The following is a 25,376-nucleotide window of genomic DNA, read 5'->3' as shown; positions in this document are numbered from 1 at the left end:
GCGGCTGGTAGCCCGCGCGCAGTATGCAGCGCTTATTCCCAGCCATCAAAATAATAACATCAGTGTGTGGGGATTCAATCTAGATATTTTCCCGGTTGTTTTAAAGAACAAAATATGAATGCCCCTGTTGTGAGGACGGAACCTGGGGCAAAGCAGAGGCCGCTCATCCAACAGACTTGAGATGACAGTAGTCAGAAAGTAGGTAATAGAAGGTCTCGGGGTCAGAGAGCTAATTTCTTGTTATAGTTGTCATTTTTCTTCTGGGCGAGTGAGCCCCGCTGCAGCGCTTTACGAGGGCGAAAGCGGTAAGAGGAAACGGGGGGAAGGGATACGGCGGTATAATTGATCGCTTCTGGTTGTGTTTGTGAACCGGGTTGTTGAGGGAAACTAAGCAATTCCACTCCCATTGCTGGGGTGAAGTTAGCACGCGCCTTTGTTTTCTGAGCTGATTCGGCTAATGGCACGTCCTTAACCCAAATAAAAATGTTTAACCCTTAACGACAGAACAGAGGACTAGCTACGCATCCGCTTTGTGTCATTACTCAAAAAACCTAGACATCAAAGGTATCAGGCTGCTCAACTAAAAATGAAGTTTTAGGCCCGAAGCCCAGTCACTTCCGTGCTGGGTCCTTGACTACTTTCAACAATCTTATTCCAGTATAATATTAATATATAATTTGTTAACTTGTACTTAACACTATCCGGGTAAATGAGCAATCCAACTCAACTCACCCCCGATTTCACGATCGGACATCTGCCGTGTCACGACTTCCAAGTGAGCGCTGCAACTCTAGGACAGGTAGTGGCTGAAAGATTTGAGCAAGAACCCGACCTGCCGGGAGTCATTATTACTCATGAATCACAGGTATTGGGCATGATTTCTCGCGTCAAATTTCGAGAGCAAATGAGTTTTCCCGATCGCGTAGAACTTTACGGGTCACACCCGATTCGAGCCTTGTTAGATTTTATTAGAATTCCGCCTTTGCTGCTTTCGGAAAACTGGAAAATTGACGATGCCGTGCAAGCCTCATTCAACAGGCACAAAGACTTGATTTATGAACCGATTATTGTGGTAATGGAAGACCAGAGCCACCGCCTTTTGGACGTTAAAGTTCTGGTAATTGCCCAGTCAAAGCTTTTAGCGCAAGCTAACAAACTTATTCAAAAATACCGAGTAGAAAGACACAAGTATTTGGCGCTACTTCAACAAGAACAGGCTAAGGTTCACGAATGTAATGAGCTTTTAAAAATCCAACAACGTCAAACAGAAAAGCTGCATACCAATCCCAATTCCCAGCAAGTGGCGCTGGTCAAACAAGCTGAAGAAATTGCTCAAATGAATCAGCGATTTGTGAGGATTGCGAAACTGATTTCTTCGGAAGGTCGCCAAGCATTTCAAGCTACTTTTCAAGGTGCTAATTCTATTTGCAACAATACAGATAAAATTTTGGGCGTGGGCAAAGCAATAGCTAATGATTTAGAAACGGTTAACCGCACTTCCCGAACCATCCGGGAGGCGATCGAACAAGTCAGGCATTTAGCAGTACAGGTGGCTGTAGTTACCAATCAAATGGGAAGTCAGCCCAGCGGTCTGAGCAAAGTGAGTCTAGAAATTGGCAGACTGGCAAGTAAAACTTTTGAATTGGGGACTCAAATGGAGCAAATTGCCAGCCGGTTTAAACTTCGAGTTCACGAACTCACGGAGGCAGCAAGAGCGGGTGCTAATGTGGCTAAATCCGTGACTATCAAGATCGATCGCGCAGAAATGGCCCTGTTAGAGTTGGAAGAATTAATAGCGGAAAAAAAATTCAATTCACACACCGCTATCCAAGAACCTTTGGGAGTCATAAAAAGTGTTACCGCTGATTCTTTAGTTCGAGAGATAGAACAAGCCGAAGTAGCAGTTTCCGAGTTAGAAGACTTAGTTAAACATCAAGATTCCTCGCAATATCTGATTCAAAAGATTCAGCAGGCGCTGAAGTCCAAAAAGCCATAAAATCCCACCCTGAATCTAATGAAGCATTTTGAGAGGAAAACAAATAGAATCAAAATAATAATTTACAATTATTCTATTTCAAGAATACTATTTGTTATACTGAAGGTGGAAGAAATTTCCATTCAGTTGTAAAAAGGCTATTTAATTAGCCCTAAAAACCGCTAAAAAATTCCAAAAACAGTTGGAAGGACAGGTGACGTTTATGAAAATCCTGCTGGTAGAAGATGACACAGTTACAGTCAGTTTGCTGACTCAAGCGCTGGAGTCTCACAATTACAATGTGAATGCGGCAGCAGACGGTGAAACAGCGTTGCATTTGGTGCAGGCATATGATTACGACCTGATTGTTTTGGATGTGCTGATTCCTAAACTCGACGGGATTAGTTTGTGTCGGAAATTGCGAGCGTCCGGCTGCCAAATGCCGATTTTACTGCTGACAGCGCTAGATAGCAGCAACGATCGAGTCCAAGGTTTAGAGGCGGGTGCAGACGATTATGTGGTCAAACCCTTTAATCTCGAAGAATTAATCGCTCGAATTCGGGCTTTGCTGCGCCGGGGTAAGGCAACTTTGTCAAGTACAAATTTGACCTGGGAAAAACTGCAAGTCAACCCAGACACTACGGAAGTAACTTATGCCGAAAAAGTGCTGCACTTGACTCCCAAAGAGTACAATTTGCTAGAACTTTTCCTGAGAAATCCTCGGCGCATTTTCAGTCGCAGCGCCATCCTCGATCGCATTTGGTCGGCCGGCGAATTTCCTCAAGAAGAAGCCGTTACCGCTCACATCAAGGGGCTGCGGCAGAAACTGAAAGCAGCCGGGATGACTGTAGATTTAGTGGAAACGGTTTACGGATTGGGCTATCGGCTCAAAAGTCTGCCGGAGGAGATTGAGAGGCAACAAGTTGGGCAGGAAACGGCAGAAACTGCTAAAACTCAAGAGACTTTATCTACTGAATCCAGCGGGTCGAACCCGGAATTAAACAAAGACGAGCGCCGCCTCAAAGTATTGAATGCGATTGCCCAAATGCGGGGAAATTTAAAAGCTAATTTTATAGAAAAGGTGGCGATATTTGATCGCGCGATCGCTCAACTTAAAAGCGGAACCTTGGAGGGCGAACTTCGGCAGGAAGCCCAGGCTCAAGCTCACAAATTAGTCGGTTCTTTGGGAACGTTAGGGCTGCCGAAAGGTTCAGAAGTGGCGCGCCAGATAGAACATTTGTTCAAGGCTGAAAATATCTGGAAACCGGATACGGCTCAGCAGATTGAGGGATTTCTGCATAAGCTCAAACAGATATTCGATCGCCCGTCGGCCGAACCAGAAGGCGATTTGGTTCCTGCGGTTTCCCAAAAGCGTCGAATGCTGGTTGTGGATGATGATACTTTTGGGAGCGATCGACTGAAAACAGTAGCATCCGGTTCCGGCTTCCAGATAGAAGTCGCCAACTCTCCGCAAGCGGCAAGAAATGCGATTTCTCAACAGCCTCCCGACGCGATTTTGCTGGATTTGACATTTTCCAGATCTCAGGAAAACGGACTTTCTCTCCTAGCCGAACTCCGCAGTGAAAAACCCGAAATTCCGGTGATGGTTTTTAGCGGGCACAATCAATTGAGCGATCGAATAGAAGTTGCTCGTTTGGGAGCTTCGGGCTTTTTACACAAATCTATGCCCCCAGCAGATATACTCAAAGCAGTCGCCCAACTACTCGACCAGACTGGCCCTGCTGAAGCAAAAGTTATGGTGGTAGACGATGACGTGCAACTATTGGCTGCACTGCAAGTGATTCTAAAACCTTGGGGATTTCAAGTAACAACATTGAACGATCCCGAAAAGTTCTGGGAGGTACTCGAAACGACTTGTCCCGATTTGCTAATTTTAGATGTGGAGATGCCCGGTTACAGCGGTATCGAGCTGTGTTTGGCAGTTCGCAACGATTTGCGCTGGAGCAAGCTCCCCGTGCTATTTTTGACAGCTCATTCCGAATCGGAAATAGTGCGCCAAATGTTTGTCGCAGGTGCTGACGACTACGTTAACAAGCCGATCGTGAAACCGGAATTAATTGCTCGCCTCCTGAATCGTTTGGAGCGGACTCAACTCAGAAACAGACTGGCTCAGGCACAGCGCTAATCCCATTTTAGATTTAAAAGATTAAAGAATTAAAGAAGTGAAGAACTGGGAATGACTGATGAGATATGGGTTTCGAGCACGTACCTACAGTTGTATTCTTTTTTTAAACTGGTATAACTAGGAGCAAATATGCAGTGCGTGTCCGCAACAAATCAGGAAGCCTTCGCCAAGACTTGGGATTGTTAGATTGTGTGATTTCGACGCGGTGCTGTTGATTGATGCTTGCCCGCCGATCAAGAACACAGACTAATTTAGAGAATTATTAATCAGATGAAAGCAATGGTATTGCCCTCAGACACAGACAATCTCAATGACAGCGACTGCGAACTAATTTACGCCCCGGCTGCGATCCAACCTCATGGTATCCTTTTAGTGCTGGAACCTCCTGAGTTAAAAATTTTGCAAGTTAGCAACAATATTTTTGAGGATCTCGGCATTTATCCCGAAGAACTTTTGGGCAAATTTTTACAGGAATTTGTCGAAACTGAGGAAATTGAGGCTATAGAAAAATCTTTATTTGAAAACTGCCATCAATCTAACGCTATCAGATTATCATTCAAAAGCCAAAACCGCCAGTCTTTTTTTCAGGGGACGCTGCATCAATCTAGTTCAGCATTAATTCTTGAACTCGAGTCGGCTGTTTCCCCAAAACCTAGCGATGCTTTCAATTTTTATCATTTAGTCCAAGAGCCAGTAGACAAAATCCACAGAACACCAAACCTGCAAGTGCTGTGTCAGACAGCAGTTGAAGAAGTGCGGAGGATGATCGGTTTCGATCGAGCCCTGGTCTATCAATTTGATGCCACAGGTGCGGGGCAAGTTGTCGCCGAAGATAAAGTAGAAAATTTGGCTCCTTTATTGGGACTGCACTATCCGGCTACCGATATCCCCCCCCAGGCAAGAAATCTCTTCCACATGAATTTAATTCGGTTTATTCCCGATATTAACTGTCAGCCTGTAGAACTAATTCCTCACTGCAATCCGCTGACGGGTCGCCCTTTAGATCTGGGCGGTTCTTTGTTGAGAACAGTTTCGCCTTGCCACGTTCAATATCTCACAAATATGAACGTTGCCGCTAGCATGACCCTGACACTAATCAAAGATAAAAAACTCTGGGGATTGATTGCCTGTCACCATCCAACACGAAAGTATGTTAACTACGAAACAAGAACTGCTTGCGAACTTCTAGCCAAGTTTGTGAATCTAGAACTCAGTTACAAACAAGATAGCGAAAATTGGGAATATGCAATTTATTTAAAAGAAAATTGCCATAAATTTGTCACAAAAATTTCTCAATCACACTGCTTTGTAGAAGGTTTACTTAAATCCCGATATGAATTGCTAGCCTTAGTGGGCGCTACCGGTGGAGTTGTGTGTGCCAATGAAAATTTAACACCCATCGGCAAAACCCCGGAATTGGTAGAAATCGAAAGCTTAATTGCTTGGATAAAAACTCAAAGAAATAATGATATTTTTCATACAGATTCTCTCTCAAAACTGTATCCGCCATCCGAGAAGTTTAAAGAAGTTGCTAGCGGTTTGCTGGTACTTGCCATGTCCGAAATGCAAAATTATTACATTTTGTGGTTCCGTCCAGAAACAATTCAAACTGTCAACTGGGCCGGCAAACCAGACGGGGAAATTGAAGTGAAACCGGATGGCAGCCGGCCGCTGTCTCCTCGCAATTCCTTTGACTTGTGGCAAGAAACTGTGAGGTTAAAATCTTTGCCTTGGCAGCGGTGCGAAATCGAAATAGCCCGAGAACTTCGAGTTGCTATTACTAGCATGGAGTTGCGGAAAAAAAATCAGCAGCTTAGCTTAGCTTTGTCCGCTACCAAAATCGGATTTTGGGACTGGGACTTGCAGAAAAATCACATTGTTTGGTCGAGGGAACACGAAGAGTTGTTTGGGTTGACCCCGGGTACTTTTGCCGGAACTTATCAAAGTTTTGCAGCTTGCGTTCACCCAGAAGATTTAAAAAGTATGGAGAATGCGATAAATCAGACCCTGGCCCAGCGAGCAGATTACTTTCTGGAATACCGCGTGGTTTGGCCCGACGGCAGCATTCACTGGATCGAGGGAAAAGGTAAGTTTTTTTACAACGAAGCCGGCGATGCAGTGCGGATGGTGGGGACTATTACAGAAATTACCGATCGCAAAGCTAGAGAATTGCAGTTGCGCCTGTTGGAATCAGCAGTCACCACCACTAACGACGCCGTGTTAATTACCGAAGCTGAACCGATTGAGGAACCGGGCCCGCGAATTCTTTATGTCAACCCAGCTTTCACGCGGATGACCGGCTATACGCTAGAAGAAGTTGTGGGCAAAACGCCGCGCATCTTGCAAGGAGAAAAAACAGACCGCGCAAGTCTCCATCAAGTTCGGACAGCTTTAGAAACCTGGCAGCCGGTGCGGGTTGATTCGATCAATTACCGCAAAGACGGGACGGAATTTTGGGTAGAAATGAGCATTGTGCCCATAGCTGGCGAAACAGGTGAGTTTACCCACTGGGTATCAGTGCACCGCGATATTAGCGATCGCAAACTTGCTGAAGCAGCTCTCCAACAGCTCAACGAACAGTTAGAAATGCGAGTTTTGCAGCGAACCAGAGAACTAGAAAGCTCTCAAGCAGAACTTCAGGAAAGCGAAGCTTTATTTCGCTCTCTGAGCGAGAGTTCCCCCGTGGGCATTTTCAAAATCGATACTGAGGGGAAATGTACTTATACAAATCCTCGCTGTCAAGCAATTGGTGGCTTCACATCGGCAGCAGCTTTAGGAAACGGCTGGATGCGGTTTGTTCACCGCGAAGACCTCAAACTAATTCTGTCTAAGTGGTCCCAATCGCAATCGCTAGATGGGGAATTTTCCTGCGAATTCCGCCACATCCAGCGAGACGGAACCATCCGGTTTTGTCGGCTTAAAACAGCTCCGATCTTTTCCGACAGATCTCAACTAATTGGTCACGTCGGCACAGTTACAGATATCACAGAAAGTCGGGCAATTGAAAAAATGAAAAATGAGTTTATTTCGATTGTCAGCCACGAACTGCGAACTCCGCTTGCGTCCATTCGCGGTTCTTTAGGTTTGCTGGCGGCTGGGGTACTGAAAAGTAAACCGGAAACTGCCAAACAGATGTTAGAAATCGCTTCGAGCGATACCGAACGGTTAGTGCGTTTGGTAAACGATATTCTCGACTTAGAACGGCTCGATTCGAGCCAAGTTATCCTCGTCAAGCAGTGGTGCGATGGCCAGGTTTTGATGCGGAAGTCTGCAGAAGCTGTACTTTCTTTGGCTGCTGAAAATAACATTGATTTGTCGATTCTGTCGGGGTCAGCCAAAATTTTGGCTGACCCCGACAGAATCGTTCAACTGCTGGTAAATTTGTTGAGCAATGCGATTAAATTTTCCGCTCCAGGGAGTACAGTAACTGTCAGGGTTGAAGATTTGGGCAATCGGGTTTTATTTGAAGTCAAAGATCGAGGGCGGGGGATTCCTAGAGATAAACTAGAAACTATCTTTGGACGGTTTCAACAGGTCGATGCTTCTGACTCCCGCCAAAAAGGAGGTACTGGTTTGGGTTTGGCTATCTGTCGCAGCATAGTACAGCAGCACGGCGGCAGAATTTGGGTCGAAAGTGTTGTCTCACAAGGCTGCAGTTTCTATTTCACAGTGCCTGCACCGTTGGAAGGCGAAGGGGGAAAAAGTTTGGAGGTTTGAGATTGCTTTGATAAGATCTCGCGACAGCTCAAGTTCCTGGCAACCCACGCGGGGAGGGTGATTTTGGGAGCCTGATAGGTCGATTTTTCTGTTCAGGGTTAAAGTAGGTGAGCAGCACAATATATAAACCGTTCCCGACGATTAGGACGTTTTTAATTGCTGAAACTCTTTATTTTATTGCTTCTTCCTGTTGCTACATCTGTGAATAAAGCGGGTTGATGAGCCAGGGTGCAAAAGTCATTTTTCAGTTTACGATGATTAGTTTACCATGATTAATTTAAAATTTGAGTTTTAATTATGTCAGCAAAACGTATTCTGGTAATCGATGATGAAAAAAACCTTTGCAGCGTGATCCAGGCCTGTCTGGAACATTTAGGTGGCTGGACGGTACTAAGCGCGCCCGACGGCGGGCAAGGATTGCTTTTAGCTGAAACTCAACTCCCTGACGCTATTCTGCTAGATGTGATGATGCCGGATATGGACGGACCTACTCTGTTTGGTTTGCTGCAAAAGAATGCGGCGACTCGGGGGATGCCGGTGATTTTCCTGACGGCTAAGGTGCAGGCGATGGATTTGAGCGAATTTGCTGATTTGGGGGTAGCGGGGGTGATTGCAAAGCCTTTCGATCCTTTGAGTTTGGCACAGCAAGTGGCGGAAATTCTGGGTTGGGAACCGTTGCTTTAAACTGGGGTAAAATTCGATCGCAGATAGCAGATCAAACTCGGCAGTTGAAACCGCTACTAGACCAACAAAGTCGGCCCAGCGCGACGGAAGAATCAAGGGGGCATTAAAACCGGATGACGATCAAAAATCCGCTTTCTCATTCCCTTGATTCTTGCAAAAATCATGAAATTATGTTATTAAACCGGGTTTATGCGTCCAGGAAAGTTCTAGTTTTTCCTGCTATTTTCATAATTTCCTCATTTTTTTAATTTAGCTTTGAGATGGATCGGTGATTGGTTAATTTAAACTCTGATTCCCTAGAATTTCTAGAGATGATCTCAGGGAGTCGGGGTTTTTTGTTACCCGCAAAGCCGATCGGCTAATACCATATTTACAGGCCGAATAACCCCGCCAGAAGTTACGCACACTTGTGTCAAAAACGGTTTTTTTTAACCCGGGATCGCAGAGACAGGGAAGTTTTTTGCTAAAAAACCCGGTTTCAGCCTGCTAATCCAAGATTGACGCAGAGTTCCCTCAGAAACCGGGTTTTTTAACCCAGGATCACAGATGCCGCCAAGTTTTTGGCTAAAAAACCCGGTTTTTGCCTAACTGTTGTAATCCCTGCTTCGGCAAAAGTATATTTATCAAAAAAAATGATGGTCTTCATAATTTCCTCATATTTTTTAGATAAAGTTTACTCCAAGCTCTGGATTTGAAGACCGATCGCACTCTCAGCACCATTCCGCTGCCAAAGAGTGAATCTGTTGTTAGGAGAGTTCGGGAAAGTGACGGTACTTTCAATTAACTGCTGCTACAGCACAACCAACCTCAATAAGTCAGGGCCTAGGCCCTGCATACCAAACAAACCGGGTTTTTAAACCTGGAAAAACGGAGTTTCTGCGCCATACCTCTAAGTGTTGGCAGGATAACTCAATGCTACAAAAATTAATAACTGAAGATGTGATTTGCGATCTCGAATAACACCCCAAAAATAAGTCGGTCGTTTGATCGAGAGCCAAACTCGCAATTGCCACTAACAGGCAAAGCCAAGTCTCAGTAAGTTTTTGAAAGAGTGTGGAGATTTTTTCAATGTCTGATCAGCTATCTTATAAAGGTAACAACCAGATTCTGTGCTATTACGCAAATGTTACCAACCTAGTTCAAGTGGTTCGGATTGGGAACATTCCTAATTGGTACTTTGAAAGAGTGATGTTTCCGGGACAGCGACTGATGTTTGAAGCTGCTGCTGAAGCAGTCTTAGAAATTCACACTGGTACAGTGGCAAGTGCTATTTTATCCGACAAGATTCCCTGCTACGTGCTGCGGGTTATAGAAGAGGTAAGTTCCGAGTTCGAGCTGGTGATCACCGAAGAACGATTGGCGGTATTAGCCGGTTAAAATTCATGAGAAATCAGACGAGATCGAGAACGGCCACAAGAATATTAGTTAACGAGTGTTTGGGGACGGGGAAAATGCAGAAAAATCTTGTCAATATTACCTTAGCTGTAGTCACAGAGGAAGTAGAAATTATCTTGGAGTCTTATCCGAAGCACCCATACCAACAAGCTTTTTCGCCTTCGGGATTGCGACAAGATTTAATTGCTTATGTGCTCAGCCGAGTTCCTAATAGATATACTGCGATCGACTCCGGCGAGTCTGTGTCAAACCAAACAGTTCAGGTTCGCTGTTCTTCGGAGCAGTTGCTGCACATAGAAAATTTGATTCATACTGGCATTCGCGAGGTGCTGCACAGCTATCAGAAGATAGATTACTGCCTGCCTGAAGAAGTTAAATTTGATTCCAGAGTTGCTAGTTGGTTGTGATAGTTTCTCGTGAAGGAGGGAGACGCCGAGATTCTCGGCCCTCTCGGTTGGGCGAGGTGGAATTGTGTACTGACCGAAAGCATCCAGGATACAAGCCCCCGGATTCATTCCTTCGCAGACTCAGGACCCAGAAATAAAAAACCTGTATCCGATAAAGGCGCCCCCAAATTTATCCGTGGGGTCAATGCTTAAATCTAAAATCTAAAATCTAAAATCTAAAATCGATTGACTAGATGGTTCAAGACTTTTGGTAATCGCAGCAGCAGTTGCACGGGCCATTGGGATTGACAGCGCAGCGCAGAATTTCCGATCGAGCATTAAAGCGACAGCTAGCATCTCCGATAACCCAGATGCCGCTTACAAAAGTTCTTTCCGTCGGCGGTGTGGCCGACTGCACGTACAGGGCAATTTTTTGCAGTCGGTAGCGGCCGGATTTGAGTTGATAGCGGTGGTGGCGTTCCAAGACAGCGTAGGTTTGTCCCTCTAAATCTAGATAGTTCCCCGGTTGTGGCGTCCAATCCAGCCGAATGCTACCTAAATATTGGCGGGGGTGAGAGAGAATCACCTCTACGGGTAAAGTATTTTGTTCCATTTGGCGGTGCGTTGGCGAACTGAACTAAAGGGGCAAATAGTTGACTCAACCTACATCTGGTTCATCTAGAAAGATAAGTTTTTATAGAGAAAGTAATTTAGGTTTAGGCCCTACACTTAACTATAGAACCTTTGGCGATCGGGGGATAGCCGACTCCCTCCATTACGTTGGGCCCAACAGGCTAGGAAATAAACTTCAACTCGCTTGAGGTAACTAAAGTTAAGTTCGATTAGGTTTGATAAAGCAGTACACGCTGATGGTATCGCAACTCGCAGGTTCGATCGATACGCGGTTGAGATTGCTGAACATATTTTAACTGTTTGCAGGACTTGGGGTGCTTCGGGTGCTTTTGTACTGAGGACTTCAGTCCTGTGATTTGTATGAGGACTTCACTGCTCACTACAAACCAAACCCAATTTTTGGCAATCAAAATTCCCAAAAATATGCCATTCCTTCCATGATTCCCCAAGCGCAAGCAGAACTAGCTAAATAATGATTTTCAGTGCCGCATTCGCGATGCCATTCTAATAGTTCTGATAGAGCATTAGCGACGATTACTCCCCGGACATCCTGTTCAAACATATTGATATCATTGCCAGAATCACCGCAAACTAATGTTGCCTCAAATGGAATTTGTAGGCGCTTTTGTAAATAAGTAAGGGCATTGCCTTTATTGCTAGTTTGCGGTAAAATATCCACATCACGATTGCTGCTAAAAATGATTTGAGCTGGCAGTCGCGATTCAGTTAACTTTTGCTGCAAAGCCTGGACAGTCGAGCTATTTTCTGCTGCTGGTTCCAAACAATAACTGATTTTCCAAGGATTTTGTTCTTTTAGGGATTGGGGTTTAAGCTGGGAAAACTGCTGAGCTAAAGAGGCGATCGCCATTTTATCCCAGTCTTGAGAAAGATATTCCGCCCAATCTAAATCGAGGATTCCGTCTTGGTAAATTTCGCTACCTACACCTGCGATCAAATAGTCGGGTGCTAGCAGTTGCTTTTGGGCAATTAATTCGCAAGTTGAAGCATGAGAACGCCCGGTAGCGTAAACCAAACAAATTTGCGAGCGGTGTGATTGCAAGCGCTGGTTAAAAAATTGAGTTGCTTCGTCATCTCCGACTAGCGTGTTGTCTAAATCTGTAACTAATAAAAACTTCATTTTGGGAATTAGTCAGCAGTCATCAGTGATTAGGGATTGGGAATCGATGGCTTCCTAAAATAATTTTAACTATTTATAAGAATTTGTTAAACCAACTACATTTATAAGCAAGCTTATCGGTTAAGCTTGGCGAGATTTAATTTTCAACAAGTGGTGTGAGTTTTATGGTGAATAATGCAACCTCCGTTAAAGCTTTTTGGCTGTCTTTCTTGATTTCTGGTGCGGCAGTGCCTTTGGGGCCGATCGCAGCAACAGCTCAAATTCAGGATACCTCAACTCCAGAAGTTGCGCTAGAAGCGAGTGCCGTCCCTACGGCTACCCCAGACGCAGCGCTGGCAGCAGGTAAGATTGAGATACCGCAGTTAGCGGCGATTACCACAGAGACTAACTCCGCAGTCGATCGCGCTTTACCCGAAACAGATGCAGCATGGGTGAATCGTGCTTTACCCAAACAAGATATAGCAACAGTCGATCACGCTTTACCTCAAACAGATGCAGCAACAGTTGATCGCGCTTTACCTCAAACAGATGCAGCAACAGTCGATCGCGCTTTACCCGAAACAGATGCAGCAACAGTCGATCGTGCTTTACCCGAAACAGATATAGGATGGGTGAATCGCGCTTTACCCAAACGAGATAAAGCAACAGTCGATCGTGCAACAACAGCCCCAGAAATAACGGAGGCAATTCGCGAATTGCCCCCACAGGAGTTAGAAATTGCAAACTCTCCTCAGTCTCAAAACCTTGCTGAAGCCAGCAAAGTTGCCGACATCAGCAGCGAGACGGGCACCGCTGATGACCTCAGCATACAAGAAGACGCAGCACAAGTCACTTCTGTTTCCCAACTCTCCGACGTGCGGCCTACAGATTGGGCTTTTCAAGCCTTGCAATCCCTAGTAGAAAGATACGGCTGCATTGCGGGATATCCAGACGGCACATTCCGAGGCAATCGAGCAATGACTCGGTATGAATTCGCCGCCGGATTAAACGCTTGCTTAGACCAAATTACCAAACAACTTGGCGGTTCTACTGGTAATTTAGTCAAGCGAGAAGATTTACTTGCTTTGCAAAGATTGCAAGAAGAATTTGCAGCAGAATTAGCTACATTGCGCGGTCGAGTAGATGCTTTAGAAGCCCGCACTGCCGAATTGGAGGCCAACCAATTTTCAACTACTACTAAACTCAACGGATTTGCTTGGTTTAACCTGACTGGAGCTTTTGCGGGCGATCGAGTCCGAGTTGAAGCAACAAATGGAAATGCTGCTCCGCTCGATCGAGTAGCCGGACGCGATCCAGTCACCAACAGACCAATTGTGCAGAGAGTGGACGATGATCCAGAAATCACTTTCAGCCAATTAGTTTGGTTGACCCTCACTACTTCCTTTACAGGGAAAGACGAATTGATTACACAGCTAGCTGTAGGTAACGGCAATTCCCCAGCCAATCAATATACTTCTACAGGCCTGTTCAATACCTTTGGCACTCCTTTTCTCGACCAGACTGCTGGGGTGAATCCCAATGAAGTTACCCTGCGAGAACTTTCCTATCGGTTCCCGCTTAGCAACAGCTTGCAAGTAGTAGTCGGGCCGCGGATTAATTTTTACCGCTACTTTGACAACAATAAATTTAACTTTTTCGTAGACGGTGCGAGCAGCTTTAATTCTAACAACAGCCCTTTGTTAAGCGCTACCCGACGCGGTGCCGGTGCTTTGGTTTTGTGGGATATCGCCCGCGCATTGAAACTGCGTTTTGGCTATTTGGGCGAGAGTACAGAATTTTTGCCAACTTCCGTGTTTAATTCCGCTTCCAATCCGTCTCAAGGCTTGTTTGGTGGGACAAATACGACTACAGCAGAATTAACATTCAGTCCGAGCGATCGAACTAATTTGCGCTTTTTGTACAGCCGTTCCAACATCCAGCAAATCGGTGGCTTAATTGGATCTCCTAACAGCAAGCCGTTAAACGGTGTGGCAGATGACGGTTTTGGTGGCCGCCTGGGGAATGCGACTGCGAATACTTATAGTTTCAATTTCGATTGGTTAGTCGCTCGCCGCTTTGGTCTTTTCGGCCGCTACGGCTACGCCGAAACCAATATATTTCCCAAGACTAACCGACCCGACGGCACGATCAAAAATCAATCTTATCAGTTAGGAGTTGCATTTCCCGATTTGTTCAAAGAAGGAGCTTTGCTTACGGTATCATATTTAGTACCTTTTGACTTTACTGGCGGTCGGAGGTTTCTGGTTTCTGGCGGAGGGAATGGCGGCACGCAGTACGAAATTGAGGCAACTTATTATTTTCCTATCACCGACCATGTTTCGATCGTGCCAGCATTTTATGCGATCGCCAATGCCAATAATTTCGATAACAACCCGACAATTTTTGTGGGCAATTTGCGGACTCAGTTTAGTTTTTAATTCCCAGCATAAGTAGATACCGTAGGGTGCGTCGCTACCCTCCAATCTGTAATTAAAATAGAAAATCTGGTAGCGACGCACCATACAAGATACCGACGTTGCAGCCAAAAGAAACCGGGTTTTTTGGATCAACCCGGTTTCTAGATATCGGACTGTTCCTTTTTCCTTCTTCCTGATTCCTTCTACTTAATTGGAATTTCGATGATAAATTCAGTACCTTTACCGGGTTCCGAGAGGCATTGCAATTTGCCGTTGTGTTTTTCAACGACAATTTGGTGCGAAATTGATAAACCCAAACCTGTGCCTTTGCCTACGGGTTTTGTGGTAAAAAACGGGTCAAATAAACGCACAATCTGATCTTCGGGGATGCCCTGACCGTTGTCTTTAATCCGAATTAAAATGCTCTGGTCATCAATCGTTTCAGTTTGAATCGTGATAGTAGGAAAGGTAGAATCTGCGGTGTCTTTTGCTTGGCTGCTGCTTTCTTCCAAAGCGTCGATCGCATTTGCCAATACATTCATAAATACCTGATTTAACAGTCCGGGATGACAGTTTATTTGCGGCAGTTCTCCGTATTCTTTGATAACTTTAATGCCCTGCCATTTTGCCTTGGCTTTCAGCCGGGTGTTCAACATTAACAAGGTACTTTCTAAACCTTCGTGAATGTCGGCAGTCTTAATTTTCGCTTCGTCCGCCCGCGAGAAATTGCGAAGAGTTTGAATAATTTCTACAATGCGCTCGCATCCGGTTTGCATCGAATTGAGCAATTTTGGCAGGTCTTCTGCTAGAAATTCTAAGTCTATATCTTCGGCTTGTTGCTGAAGTTTTGCTGGGGGATTTGGGTACTCTTCTTGATAGACTTGCACGATTTCTAACAAGTCTAGAACGTAGCCTCGGACGTGGCAGAGGTTGCCGGCGACAAAGCCAACTGGGTTGTTAATTTCGTGGGCAATTCCTGCTAGCACCTGTCCGAGGGAAGACATTTTTTCGGTTTGTACTAGCTGCATTTGAGTTTGCTGCAAGTCGCTCAAAGCTGTTTGCAGTTCTTGGGATTTTTGCCGATCGCGATCGGCGGCGGCGGCCCGTTCTTCCTCCACTCCGATCGCCCCAGCAATAATTCCGATCAGCTTGCAGTCGGCTTCTGTGGGCGCGATCGACTCAGTGTTGACAACGCACACCGCACCCACGTAATTGTCGCCCAGCCGCACTGCTTGTCCCAGATAGCTTCGCAGTTGGTAGCGGATGACAGCGGGATCGGTTTGGGCGTAGATCGTGTTCTGCAAGTCAGGAATGGCCACAGCCCGATCGCTTCCTTTGCTGCATACGTCGGTGCAGATGTGGCCCTCGGCGCGATCGACCAGCGGGTAGTCCGTCGGCGCTTGCCAAGTCGCGATCGCGCGCAGCAGACCGCCACCGACGCGGCTGTAGATAGCGCAGCTTCCGCCCAAAAGCTCGCCGGCTAAGGATGTCAAGCGCTGGATGTTGTCGGCGGCGTCTGTGGTGAATCCCAAAAAGCACTCGTTGATTTTGCTGAGGCGGTACTCTGCTTGCCTGCGCGCCGTCATGTCGCGGGAGTTGATCACAATTCCTTTCACAGCGGGGTCTGCTAGCAAGTTGATGCCTACACCTTCGAGAAAACACCAAGAACCGTCAGCGCGTCGTAACCGACCTTCTAGGGCGATCGGATCGCCTGGATTTGCGCTCAGTTTTTCGCTGTCGGAAATCACCGAGGCAAGGTCGTCAGGGTGGATCAAATCGAGAGCAATTTGACCGGCGAGTTCATCGGGTTCGTAGCCTAAAACTCTTTCTACAGAAGGGCTTTCGTAAACAATGCGACCGCTGGCGTCGAGAATACTAATGATGTCAGAACTGTTGAGAATTAGCGATCGCCACTTAGCCTCATTTTGGAACAAAGCTGACTCGGCTTGTTTGCGATCGGTAATATCCTCTACCATTTGCAAAATAAACTGTGGCGTTCCCTGACTGCTGTCGATGACAGAGGTGCTGAGGCGTCCCCACCTGATGCTGCCGTCTTGGCGGAGGTAGCGCTTCTCGATTTGGTAAGCTTCGCGGCAGCCCGCGACTAACTGTTGGCGCAACTCGCGCGAAACTTGTGCGTCTTCCGGGTGCGCGCAGTCGTCGAGGCCGAGACCCCGCAGTTGAGCTTCCGATCGCCCCAGCATAGCTTGAAATGCCGGATTAGTGGCGATCGCAACACCTTCGAGGGTAGCGACTACCATGCCGATCGCAGCGCGTTCAAAAATTGCCCGAAACCGCTGTTCGCTGTCGCGCAAAGCTGCATCCGCTGCCACTTCCTGGGTGATGTCCCGCCCCGCCACTGCCAAACCTTTGCGCGAACCGTCGGGGTTGAACAGCGGCACTTTCCGCACTTCAAACAAATTGCTGCCGCCTGTGGGCAAGGAGACTATTTGGCGGCTGGAGGTAAGAGTACCTGCTTGCCAGGTGGTTTCGTCGGTTTCCTGCCAAGTTAGCAGGATTTCTCTGACTCTCGGATTGGCGGCGGCAGCGAGTTCGGCAGTAGTTTTGCCCTGGTAGTCTGCGGTTTCCCAGCCCAAAAGTTGCAGGGCGCAGTCGTTGGCAATCAGCCAGCGCCCCTCGCTGTCTGTGAGGTTGATCGCGTCGGGGACGGCGTTGATCGCGGTTTTCAGCCAGTATTCTTGATTTCGCAGGGCTGCTTCGGCTTGTTTGCGATCGGCGATTTCGGCGACGGTTCCCTCGTAGTAAAGGAGTTCGCCATCTGCGTCGCGGACTTCGCGCACGTTTTCCGAGATCCAGGTAGTGCTGCCGTCTTTGCGGCGAACGCAGGACTCAAACTCTTTCAGGGAGCCGTTTTTGCTGATTTCTGCCATAAAGGAAGCGCGGCGGGTGCGATCGGCGTAAAGTTTTTTTGCCGAACATTTTGCGATCAGTTCTGACGGGGAATCGTAGCCGTACATTCGGGCGAGTGCCTGGTTAGCGCTAAGGTAGCGCCCGTCTGGGGCGGTTTGAAATATGCCTTCGGTGGCGTTTTCAAAGATGCTGCGGTATTTTGCCTCGGCTTGTTTGAGGGCTTCTTCTGCTTGTTTACGATCGGTGATATCAGATTGGACGCCGATGAAGTGGGTAACGAGTCCGCTGCTGTCGCGCACCGGCGAGATGCTGAGTTCGTTCCAGAAGGCGGTGCCGTCTTTGCGGTAGTTTTTCAGAACTACTTTGCAGTCATGCTGTTCTTTGAGGGCCACGCGGATTTGATCGACGGCCGCGCGATCGGTATCCGGGCCTTGCAGGAAGCGGCAGTTCTGCCCGATTATTTCGCTGCGATTGTAGCCTGTAATCCGCTCGAAAGCGCCGTTGCAGTAGACTATAGGCTTGTCCGGCTGGGTAGCGTCCGCGATCGCGATGCCGTTGCTGGTAGCTGCCAGGGCGCGATCGTACAGCCTCCAGACTTCTTCTATTAAATTTGGTGTGCCGCCAGTACGAGTCGGCGATAGCGTTTCAGAAGGAATGCTTATATCGATCTGCATGAGTTTCTATAAATTGAGTTTATTGTAGATACCGACTGCCAGCACACCCTATAGTTTAACAGAATTGTCTGTTTTCCGAAGGCAGAAGTTAAAAGGCTATCATGCAGAATTGGGGCGGTAAATTCTACCTAAATAAAATCTGGCTTCCCTCGGTTTTTTTTCCTTCTGCCTTCTGCCTTCTGCCTTCTACCTTCAAAGGAATCCTTGTTGTTAATTTATAATAGTTGTTCCAGCGATAACTCTATCTCTGGTATGGTTTACTTGGCAGAGTTTAGGCGGCTTACAATTTCGTTCATTTATTTTTTTAATTAAATAAAAACTACATTATCCGGCTCTAGTAAAAAAAATAATTAAATCCTTTATAGTTAAATGAGTCAAACTCTTCTCTAAAACAAACCGAGGAAAAATTAATTTTGAACGAACACAGCAAGTTCTGAAATATCGTCGATCGCGAAAGTCGGCTCTAGGGCGAGACACTCAGCGCGATCGCCATATCCGTAAGCCGCCCAACCAACATCTATCCCAGCATTTTTAGCAAACAGCAAATCAATCGCTGTATCGCCAACCATTAAAATTTGACTGTTATCCAACTCCGGGAACAGCGGTTTAATAATCGAGTGAAAAGCAGTCGGATTTGGTTTCGGAATTATTTGTCCGTTATCACCTAATATCAAATCAAAAAAACTGTGAATTCTCAAATTTTTTAGTAACACATTAACAAAAGTAACCTGTTTGTTGCTGAAAACTCCCAGGCTCAATCCAGACTGACGCGCCAACTGCAACACTTGCTTTGTCCCGTTAAATAACTCTACCTGCTTTTCACCTTCCGTCCGATAATAAGAGCGGTAAGTTTCAACCCATTCGGGAATTGCGCTTTCCTCGATCGCCGGATGCAGGATTTTAAAACTATTTGGTAAATTGATGCCGATGGTACTTATAATAGTATCAGCAGCAGGCGGGGTAATATTGAAAGTTTCAAAAGTTTTTGCAAAGCAAAATACAATAGCTTTGTGAGTAATTGCTAAGGTGCCGTCGAAGTCAAAAATTATTAACTTGTACTGACTCATGTTATTTAAAATATTCTATATATCAATCGGAGGTTTGCCACGACATAATAGCATAATTAATCTCTCATTCACCAATTATAAGTATAATCTTTAAACATTCAAGAGGTCAACATGAGTGTCACCTAAAAATCAGAAATTCTAGCCACAGATTTCCCAGACCACACTCAATTACCAGACTCCGACGGTACTTTTGTGAAAAACTTTCAAAAACATCCTCAAAGCATCCTGTTACCAACATCAATTAGACCGATTTTAGACCAAGTTCATTCCGACGGACAATACTGCATCGGTCAAGATTCCGGTATTTATTAGCGGGTAGCCCTGCCCCCGGAACCGCCAGAAAGAGGAGCCAAAGCACCTGATTGTTTTACGTTCCCGACGTGCCGCCAACTCTTGACGGAAATCTGCGCCATTCCTATGTCATGGGGCGGGAACTAATGCGGCCTCTGATTGTACTTGAATTTGTTTCTGGCGATGGCAGTGAAGAAAGAGATAGGACTCCTCGCCAGGGAAAATTATGGATTTACGAGCGGATAATTTGACCTGCTTTTTACGGCATTTATGAAGTCACAAAAGCACAAGTTAAAGTGTATCATTTGGTAGAGGATCGCTTCGAGTTAGTCCCACAAAATCAGCGCGGACATTACGCGATCGCACAAATAGGATTGGAATTAGGCATTTGGCAAGGGGTTTATCAGGGCGTAGAGCTGCCTTGGCTGCGCTGGTGCGATGCCTCCGGGAATTTGCTGCCGGCGGCCGAGGAACGGGCAGAACAAGCCGAATTAGTGGCAGAACGAGAACGACAAAGGCGCATAGAAGCTGAGTTGCGAATTCAAGCTTTGGAAGCGCGTTTGCGAGAGTTAGAAGGCGAGTAATTCGATTTGAGATTTTAGATGTTAGATTTTAGATTGGGGATGACTGAGGACTATCGGGGTTAAGATCTTCATAAGTCATTCGCAATTATTCAATTCTTCAATCAACAATCTAAATTTGCATCAGTCGCAGGTTCCGGTAGGGACACGGCAATTCAGTGTCTCTAGGAATATCATGTGCTGTAAAAACCCGATCGCCTAGCAGCCTCCTCAGAAACGATATAAACATTCATCGGTTATTATCAAAAATTTGCGTATATTAACTTAAGTATTGCATCACTTTTTGTGTAAGTCCTATGGCACTAATTGTTCAGAAATATGGCGGAACCTCGGTTGGTACAGTCGATCGCATTCTGGAAGTAGCCCGACGAGTTGTAAAAACAGCACAGCTTGGCAACTCTTTGGTTGTCGTACTTTCGGCGATGGGCAAAACCACCGACGGTTTAGTTAAACTCGCCAAGGAAATTTCCGCAAATCCCAACAAGCGGGAAATGGATATGTTGCTCTCCACTGGCGAACAAGTCTCGATCGCACTTTTGAGCATGGCATTGCAGGAAATGGGACAGCCCGCCATTTCCCTCACCGGCGCCCAAGTCGGCATTGTCACCGAAGCCGCCCACACCCGCGCCCGGATTTTGCGAATCGACCCAAATCGGCTTGAAAGCCAGTTAAAAAGCGGTAAAGTCGTTGTGGTTGCGGGTTTCCAAGGCATCGCCAATGCCGGAGAATTGGAAATTACCACATTGGGGCGCGGCGGTTCCGACACAACAGCAGTAGCCCTCGCCGCAGCGCTGCGGGCCGACAGATGCGAAATTTACACCGACGTACCCGGAATTCTGACTACAGATCCGCGCTTGGTTGCCGACGCCCAATTGATGGACGAAATCACTTGCGACGAAATGCTGGAATTGGCGAGTTTGGGCGCAAAAGTCCTACACCCGCGCGCGGTAGAAATTGCCAAGAATTACGGCGTGCCGCTGGTAGTGCTTTCTAGCTGGAGTGACGCCCCGGGTACGCGGGTAGTGTCCCCACCCCCGCAACCTCGGCCTTTGGAGGGCTTGGAGCTCGCAAAAGCGGTGGATGCGGTGGAATTTGACTTAGATCAGGCGGGGGTGTCGCTACTGCGTTTGCCCGATCGCCCCGGCGTAGCAGCGCGGTTGTTTGGTGCGATCGCGCAACAAAACCTCGATGTAGACTTAATTATCCAGTCAATTCATGAAGGAAATACTAACGATATTGCTTTCACAGTGACGAGAAATTCGCTGAATCAAGCTGTCGCGGTTGCTGATGCGATCGTACCCGCCCTCGGCAAGAATTCTCGCCCAGAATTGGGAGAACCGGAAGTGAAAGCAGAAGAGCGGCCAATAGCTAAAGTTAGCATTGCGGGTGCGGGAATGATCGGTCGTCCGAGGGTAGCGGCGCAGATGTTTAAGACTTTAGCGGATGCGGGAATTAACATTCAAATGATTTCCACTTCCGAGGTGAAAGTTAGTTGTGCGATCGATGCCGAAGATTGCGATCGGGCCGTTGCCGAACTCTGCAAAACATTTGATGTCGCCAACTCCCCTATTGGGCTGCGTTCATCATCCCAAAAACGGCCCGCAGTCCGCGCCGTTGCGTTGGATCTCAATCAAGCGCGTCTAGCAATTCGCCAATTGCCCGATCGACCCGGAGTAGCAGCAAAACTGTTCGGACTTTTAGCCGAGGAAAATATCAGCGTAGACACGATCATTCAGTCGCAGCGCTGTCACAATATCGACGGCATATTAACTCGCGATATTGCATTTACCGTCGCGCAAATTGACGCCGAAGCTGCTAAAATAGTCCTCCAAAAAGCCGCCCCCGAATTCGGATGGGGCGAAGTAGCAGTCGATACACAAATTGCCAAAGTTAGCGTTGTTGGTTCCGGGATGGTAGCGCATCCGGGAGTAGCCGCAAAGATGTTTGAAGCGCTTTCCCGCCAGCAAATCAACATTCAAATGATTGCCACTTCCGAGATTAAAATTAGCTGCGTTGTGGATGAAGGACAAGCCGTAACTGCTTTGAAGGCAATTCACGCAGCCTTTGAACTTGCCGGCACCGAAAGAATCCAGGTTCCCGCCTAATCGAGGTTTGTAGTTGCGCTTCAGCGCCGGCAGACTCTGAATCCCAACTACAAGCTTAAAAATTTCATTAATTAAAGTTTTCGGTAAGGATACGGCACTGCCGTGTCCTTGCATATATCGCGGACACAGCAGTGCTGTATCCCTACAAATATATTCCGATTTGGACACCGCACTGCCGTGTTCATACAAATATCGATCGACAGTCAACGATCGGAGTTTTGAGTGCAAATTGCACAGCATGAGGCTGTGTTAAAATGAAATTGGCGATCGGCTAAAAGGGATTGAATCTTATGACGGTAGCGAAAGAACAGATTACTGATAGCGGTAGCAACTACAGCCGCTCAGGACTGAGTATCACTCTCAAACGTCTGGGAGAACTTTATGAAGGCGAAGATGATGAGGATGAATACGGCATTTTAAAACCCAGCGACTTTGCTTTTAAAACAGCACTTAATTTGGTTGTAGAAGCACATTCTATGATGGGAAGCAGTTTTCCAAAAGCATCAGCTTGTACAGATCATCAAGGCGGTGTTAGCCTGACTTGGACAAGTGTAAATCCAGCTTGTAAAGTTCGCTTGTTTTGTCCGTTTATTGACGATGACGAGCAACCTGTTCGCATTTATCATCGCAAAAATGATGAACACGGTTCAAAGAAGGTAATTTCAGCAACAACATTAGTCGAGCGGCTACAGTGGTTTAATCAAGCATGAACGAACAAAAATTTAGTAATCAGGCAGAGTTTGAACCACTACCTAATAGGGCTATTGTCTACCGGGCTTTACTTCGCAAACCGTGGATAAATGAGGATACTGAACTGGTTGAATCTGAAGCTTACTATTTGCGGAAAAATAAAAATGAACAGGGTATTTCTGTAAACATTGCTAGTGTTTGTTCTCCTGAAGAATGTGCTGCAAGATTCAGAACGTGTTATGGAGTTGCTCGCCTTGAGGTAGGTGGCATTCGCGAGTTAGGTTTAGATGTAATTCCTGACTCTATATCTCACGCTCAGATAGCAGGTCTACCTTATGCTGAAGATGACCCTGAGATGGCTGATTTGCTGGCTGATTTGTTAGCACAGCAATCTCAAATTGTATGGAAACCTTCGCAAATATAGCGCAGCAAGTTGTTAAAGAATTTCACAGCATTAGGCTGTGTTAGCATAAAACTAGCGCGATCGGCTAAAAGGGATTGAATCTTATGACAGTAGCGAAAGAACAGATTACTGATAGCAGTAACAATAGTGGTTTATCAAATTTCCGCATTACGGTCGAACGTCTGATCGAGCTTTTAGATTTAGAAGAAGACGATGAGTACGGAATTTTGAGGCCGACTGAATATGCTTTCAGGACAGCTATGAAGTTAGTTGTAGAAGCCTACGATAGCATGGGAAACAGTTTTCCAAAAGCCTCAACAGGTACAGATGACCAAGGCAGTATTAGACTTGCTTGGCAAAATATAAAAGCCGATCGCAGAGTACGCTTATTCTGCCCCCACTCTTCTGATGAGAAAGCTTACATTTATCATCAAGATAGTGATAAATATGCCTCAGAAAATATTACTTCAGGAGCAATTTTAGTTTATTGGCTAGAGTGGTTTAACAAAGTATGACACATACATATTTTAGGAGTAACTCAGATGTAGTCATAAATATCTAATGATTCATTATAGTGGCAAATAGAATAGCAGATAGCTTCTATATTGCGTGTAAAAAACTATTTTAAGTGTTAAAAAGTGCTATATAGTATTTATTGTTCGTGAACCGAGTTTATCCGCTATGTTCTGCGAATGATATGCTTATCACTAAATACTTATGAGTACAAACTATCCATTCGATGCTTTAGCTGACAGTGCTATTGTCTATAGAGCTTTACTCCGCAGATCGTGGATTGACGAAGCAAACTTAGTTGTATTTTTTGCTTATTTACTGCGACCCAATGAAGCGGGTTTATCGGTAACAATTGCCAGTGTTTGTTCGCCAGAACAATGTGCAGCAAAATTTCAAAATTGTTACGGAGTTGCTAGTCTGCAAGTAGGACAAATTCGTGAATTAGGTTTAGATGCAGTATCTGATTCAGCATCCCACGCTCAGATTGTCGGCTTACCTCATGTGAAAGATGACCGAGACAGAGCTGAAAGATTAGCCGATTTGTTAGCAGAGAGATCGATAATTGTATGGCAACCTTCGCAAGTATAGCGTCGCAAGTTGTCAGATAAAATTCGGGTTAAAAGCCCCTGATAATACTCGGCGGTTTCAAGCGCTGAGTATTTCTTGCGCGATCGCCTCCACAACCGGCACACAAACCGAATTCCCAATTTGCTTGTAACTTTCCCCCGCACTCGGATAACTCTTAAAATCTTCAGGAAAACCCATAAGACGGTAACATTCCTTCAGCGTCAATTTTCTCACCATATCTTGCTCAGGAATGTAGATAAAAAACCTGCCTGATGTTTCTTGCGAAGGAATTGTCGGATGCACTCCATCTACCGAATAAATGCGATTAGGCTGTCTGTGAACTCTCGATAAATGTTCTGTATTTGGTCTCACGCCAGTTTTCCAAGTACCTTTATTTCTGTAACCTACAAACAAAAGTCCCGAATCTTGCTTTCTCGGATAATCAATTAAAGTATACTCTGATTTGTCCAATATTTCAAAATCTCCTGTCTTGTCTAGAAATTCCCTGAGTTGCGGAGGAAACTTGCTTTTAAGTCGAGAAAAATTAAATTCTTTACCTTTAGTTGCAATGATAAATATTCTTTCACGATGTTGAGGAATTCCAAAGTTTTTAGCATTCAGCATTTTGTAATTCACGCTGTATCCTAAATCTTCCAGACTGGCAATAATTACTTTTAAGGTATTTCCCTTGTCGTGATGGATTAAGTGCTTGACATTTTCGAGAACGATAACTTTAGGCTGCTTGATTTTGATGATTTTACAAATCTCGAAAAATAGCGTACCTCTAGTATCTTCAAAACCCAGCTTTTTGCCACAGATGCTAAAAGGTTGGCACGGAAACCCGGCGACTAAAATCTCAAAGTCTGCTAAATCGGTGGGATTGATGTTACTGATATCGGGAAAAGGAACATCAGCAAAATTCTCCGTGTAAACTTGTCGGCATTTACTGTTAATTTCGCAGGAAAAAACGCATTTAAAGCCAATTTTTTCAAAACCTTGTCGGAAACCTCCTATTCCTGCAAATAAATCTATAAAGTTCATTTATAATTTAATCCCAAAAAATACTCACCCCAATGATAACAGATTTTGTTCCTCTCTCTTCTTTGACTCTGTGTTCTCTGCGTTCTCTGCGGTTCATTCTATC

Annotated in this window: 18 protein-coding genes and 1 pseudogene; 13 read left to right on the top strand and 6 right to left on the bottom strand. The window is 45.8% G+C overall.

What is annotated here, in order from left to right; genetic code table 11:
• Positions 1 to 221 precede the first annotated feature (221 nt).
• Positions 222 to 464, bottom strand: coding sequence for a hypothetical protein (locus QUB44_RS21355; RefSeq protein WP_333370552.1), 243 nt, complete (start codon positions 462 to 464; stop codon positions 222 to 224).
• Between the two features lie 245 nt (positions 465 to 709).
• Between QUB44_RS21355 and QUB44_RS21350 the strand changes: the two genes are divergently transcribed.
• From QUB44_RS21350 to QUB44_RS21325, 6 genes are all read left to right on the top strand, one after another.
• Positions 710 to 1,996 carry a chemotaxis protein gene (locus tag QUB44_RS21350; RefSeq protein ID WP_333370550.1) on the top strand — a complete coding sequence of 429 codons (1,287 nt, stop codon included), beginning with the start codon at positions 710 to 712 and terminating at the stop codon, positions 1,994 to 1,996.
• A gap of 202 nt (positions 1,997 to 2,198) precedes the next feature.
• Positions 2,199 to 4,121 (top strand): response regulator, encoded by a 1,923-nt coding sequence (locus QUB44_RS21345; RefSeq protein ID WP_333370548.1) that lies wholly within the window; start codon positions 2,199 to 2,201, stop codon positions 4,119 to 4,121.
• Between the two features lie 270 nt (positions 4,122 to 4,391).
• Complete coding sequence (locus QUB44_RS21340; RefSeq protein WP_333370546.1) at positions 4,392 to 7,838, top strand: PAS domain S-box protein; 3,447 nt, start codon at positions 4,392 to 4,394, stop codon at positions 7,836 to 7,838.
• A gap of 297 nt (positions 7,839 to 8,135) precedes the next feature.
• Positions 8,136 to 8,522, top strand: a complete 387-nt coding sequence (locus QUB44_RS21335) for a response regulator (RefSeq protein WP_333370543.1) — start codon at positions 8,136 to 8,138, stop codon at positions 8,520 to 8,522.
• 1,068 nt (positions 8,523 to 9,590) lie between these two features.
• A complete protein-coding gene (locus QUB44_RS21330) occupies positions 9,591 to 9,899 on the top strand; it encodes a DUF1830 domain-containing protein (RefSeq protein ID WP_333295431.1) in 309 nt (102 codons plus the stop codon).
• A 74-nt stretch (positions 9,900 to 9,973) separates the two neighbouring features.
• The gene (locus QUB44_RS21325) at positions 9,974 to 10,324 is read left to right on the top strand and encodes a late competence development ComFB family protein (RefSeq protein ID WP_333370541.1); all 351 of its coding nucleotides are present in this window, start codon (positions 9,974 to 9,976) and stop codon (positions 10,322 to 10,324) included.
• A gap of 238 nt (positions 10,325 to 10,562) precedes the next feature.
• On the opposite strand, the gene QUB44_RS21320 is transcribed toward QUB44_RS21325, so the two are convergent.
• Positions 10,563 to 10,916 carry a DUF6464 family protein gene (locus QUB44_RS21320; RefSeq protein WP_333066483.1) on the bottom strand — a complete coding sequence of 118 codons (354 nt, stop codon included), beginning with the start codon at positions 10,914 to 10,916 and terminating at the stop codon, positions 10,563 to 10,565.
• Between the two features lie 426 nt (positions 10,917 to 11,342).
• Positions 11,343 to 12,074, bottom strand: a complete 732-nt coding sequence (locus tag QUB44_RS21315; RefSeq protein ID WP_333370539.1) for a sucrose-phosphate phosphatase — start codon at positions 12,072 to 12,074, stop codon at positions 11,343 to 11,345.
• 164 nt (positions 12,075 to 12,238) lie between these two features.
• Here QUB44_RS21315 and QUB44_RS21310 point away from each other — a divergent pair, with 164 nt between their 5' ends.
• A complete protein-coding gene (locus tag QUB44_RS21310) occupies positions 12,239 to 14,491 on the top strand; it encodes an iron uptake porin (protein WP_333370537.1) in 2,253 nt (750 codons plus the stop codon).
• Positions 14,492 to 14,673: 182 nt separating this feature from the next.
• On the opposite strand, the gene QUB44_RS21305 is transcribed toward QUB44_RS21310, so the two are convergent.
• Both QUB44_RS21305 and QUB44_RS21300 read right to left on the bottom strand, forming a co-directional pair.
• Entirely contained in the window at positions 14,674 to 18,015 is a 3,342-nt protein-coding gene (locus tag QUB44_RS21305) for a PAS domain S-box protein (protein WP_333370535.1), read from the bottom strand.
• Between the two features lie 407 nt (positions 18,016 to 18,422).
• Positions 18,423 to 19,082 (bottom strand): HAD family hydrolase, encoded by a 660-nt coding sequence (locus tag QUB44_RS21300; protein WP_333370533.1) that lies wholly within the window; start codon positions 19,080 to 19,082, stop codon positions 18,423 to 18,425.
• A 135-nt stretch (positions 19,083 to 19,217) separates the two neighbouring features.
• Here QUB44_RS21300 and QUB44_RS21295 point away from each other — a divergent pair.
• The 6 genes and pseudogenes from QUB44_RS21295 to QUB44_RS21270 all read left to right on the top strand — a co-directional run bounded on the left by QUB44_RS21295 (position 19,218) and on the right by QUB44_RS21270 (position 24,253).
• A pseudogene (locus QUB44_RS21295) lies at positions 19,218 to 19,957 on the top strand (Uma2 family endonuclease).
• A gap of 293 nt (positions 19,958 to 20,250) precedes the next feature.
• Positions 20,251 to 22,059, top strand: coding sequence for an aspartate kinase (locus QUB44_RS21290; protein WP_333370531.1), 1,809 nt, complete (start codon positions 20,251 to 20,253; stop codon positions 22,057 to 22,059).
• 290 nt (positions 22,060 to 22,349) lie between these two features.
• Complete coding sequence (locus tag QUB44_RS21285; RefSeq protein WP_333370529.1) at positions 22,350 to 22,769, top strand: hypothetical protein; 420 nt, start codon at positions 22,350 to 22,352, stop codon at positions 22,767 to 22,769.
• Entirely contained in the window at positions 22,766 to 23,173 is a 408-nt protein-coding gene (locus tag QUB44_RS21280; RefSeq protein WP_333370527.1) for a hypothetical protein, read from the top strand. Before QUB44_RS21285 ends, QUB44_RS21280 begins: the two co-directional genes overlap by 4 nt.
• 83 nt (positions 23,174 to 23,256) lie before the next feature.
• Positions 23,257 to 23,667 (top strand): hypothetical protein, encoded by a 411-nt coding sequence (locus QUB44_RS21275; protein WP_333370525.1) that lies wholly within the window; start codon positions 23,257 to 23,259, stop codon positions 23,665 to 23,667.
• Between the two features lie 202 nt (positions 23,668 to 23,869).
• Positions 23,870 to 24,253 (top strand): hypothetical protein, encoded by a 384-nt coding sequence (locus QUB44_RS21270; protein WP_333370524.1) that lies wholly within the window; start codon positions 23,870 to 23,872, stop codon positions 24,251 to 24,253.
• A gap of 57 nt (positions 24,254 to 24,310) precedes the next feature.
• Here QUB44_RS21270 and dcm read toward each other — a convergent pair whose 3' ends face one another.
• The gene (gene dcm, locus QUB44_RS21265; protein ID WP_333162716.1) at positions 24,311 to 25,273 is read right to left on the bottom strand and encodes a DNA (cytosine-5-)-methyltransferase; all 963 of its coding nucleotides are present in this window, start codon (positions 25,271 to 25,273) and stop codon (positions 24,311 to 24,313) included.
• Positions 25,274 to 25,376 lie beyond the last annotated feature (103 nt).

It is taken from the genome of Microcoleus sp. AT3-D2 (assembly GCF_036705715.1).
GTDB lineage: Bacteria > Cyanobacteriota > Cyanobacteriia > Cyanobacteriales > Microcoleaceae > Microcoleus.
Note: the sequence above shows the minus strand (reverse complement) of the source record. Positions and strands in the feature narration are given on the sequence as shown.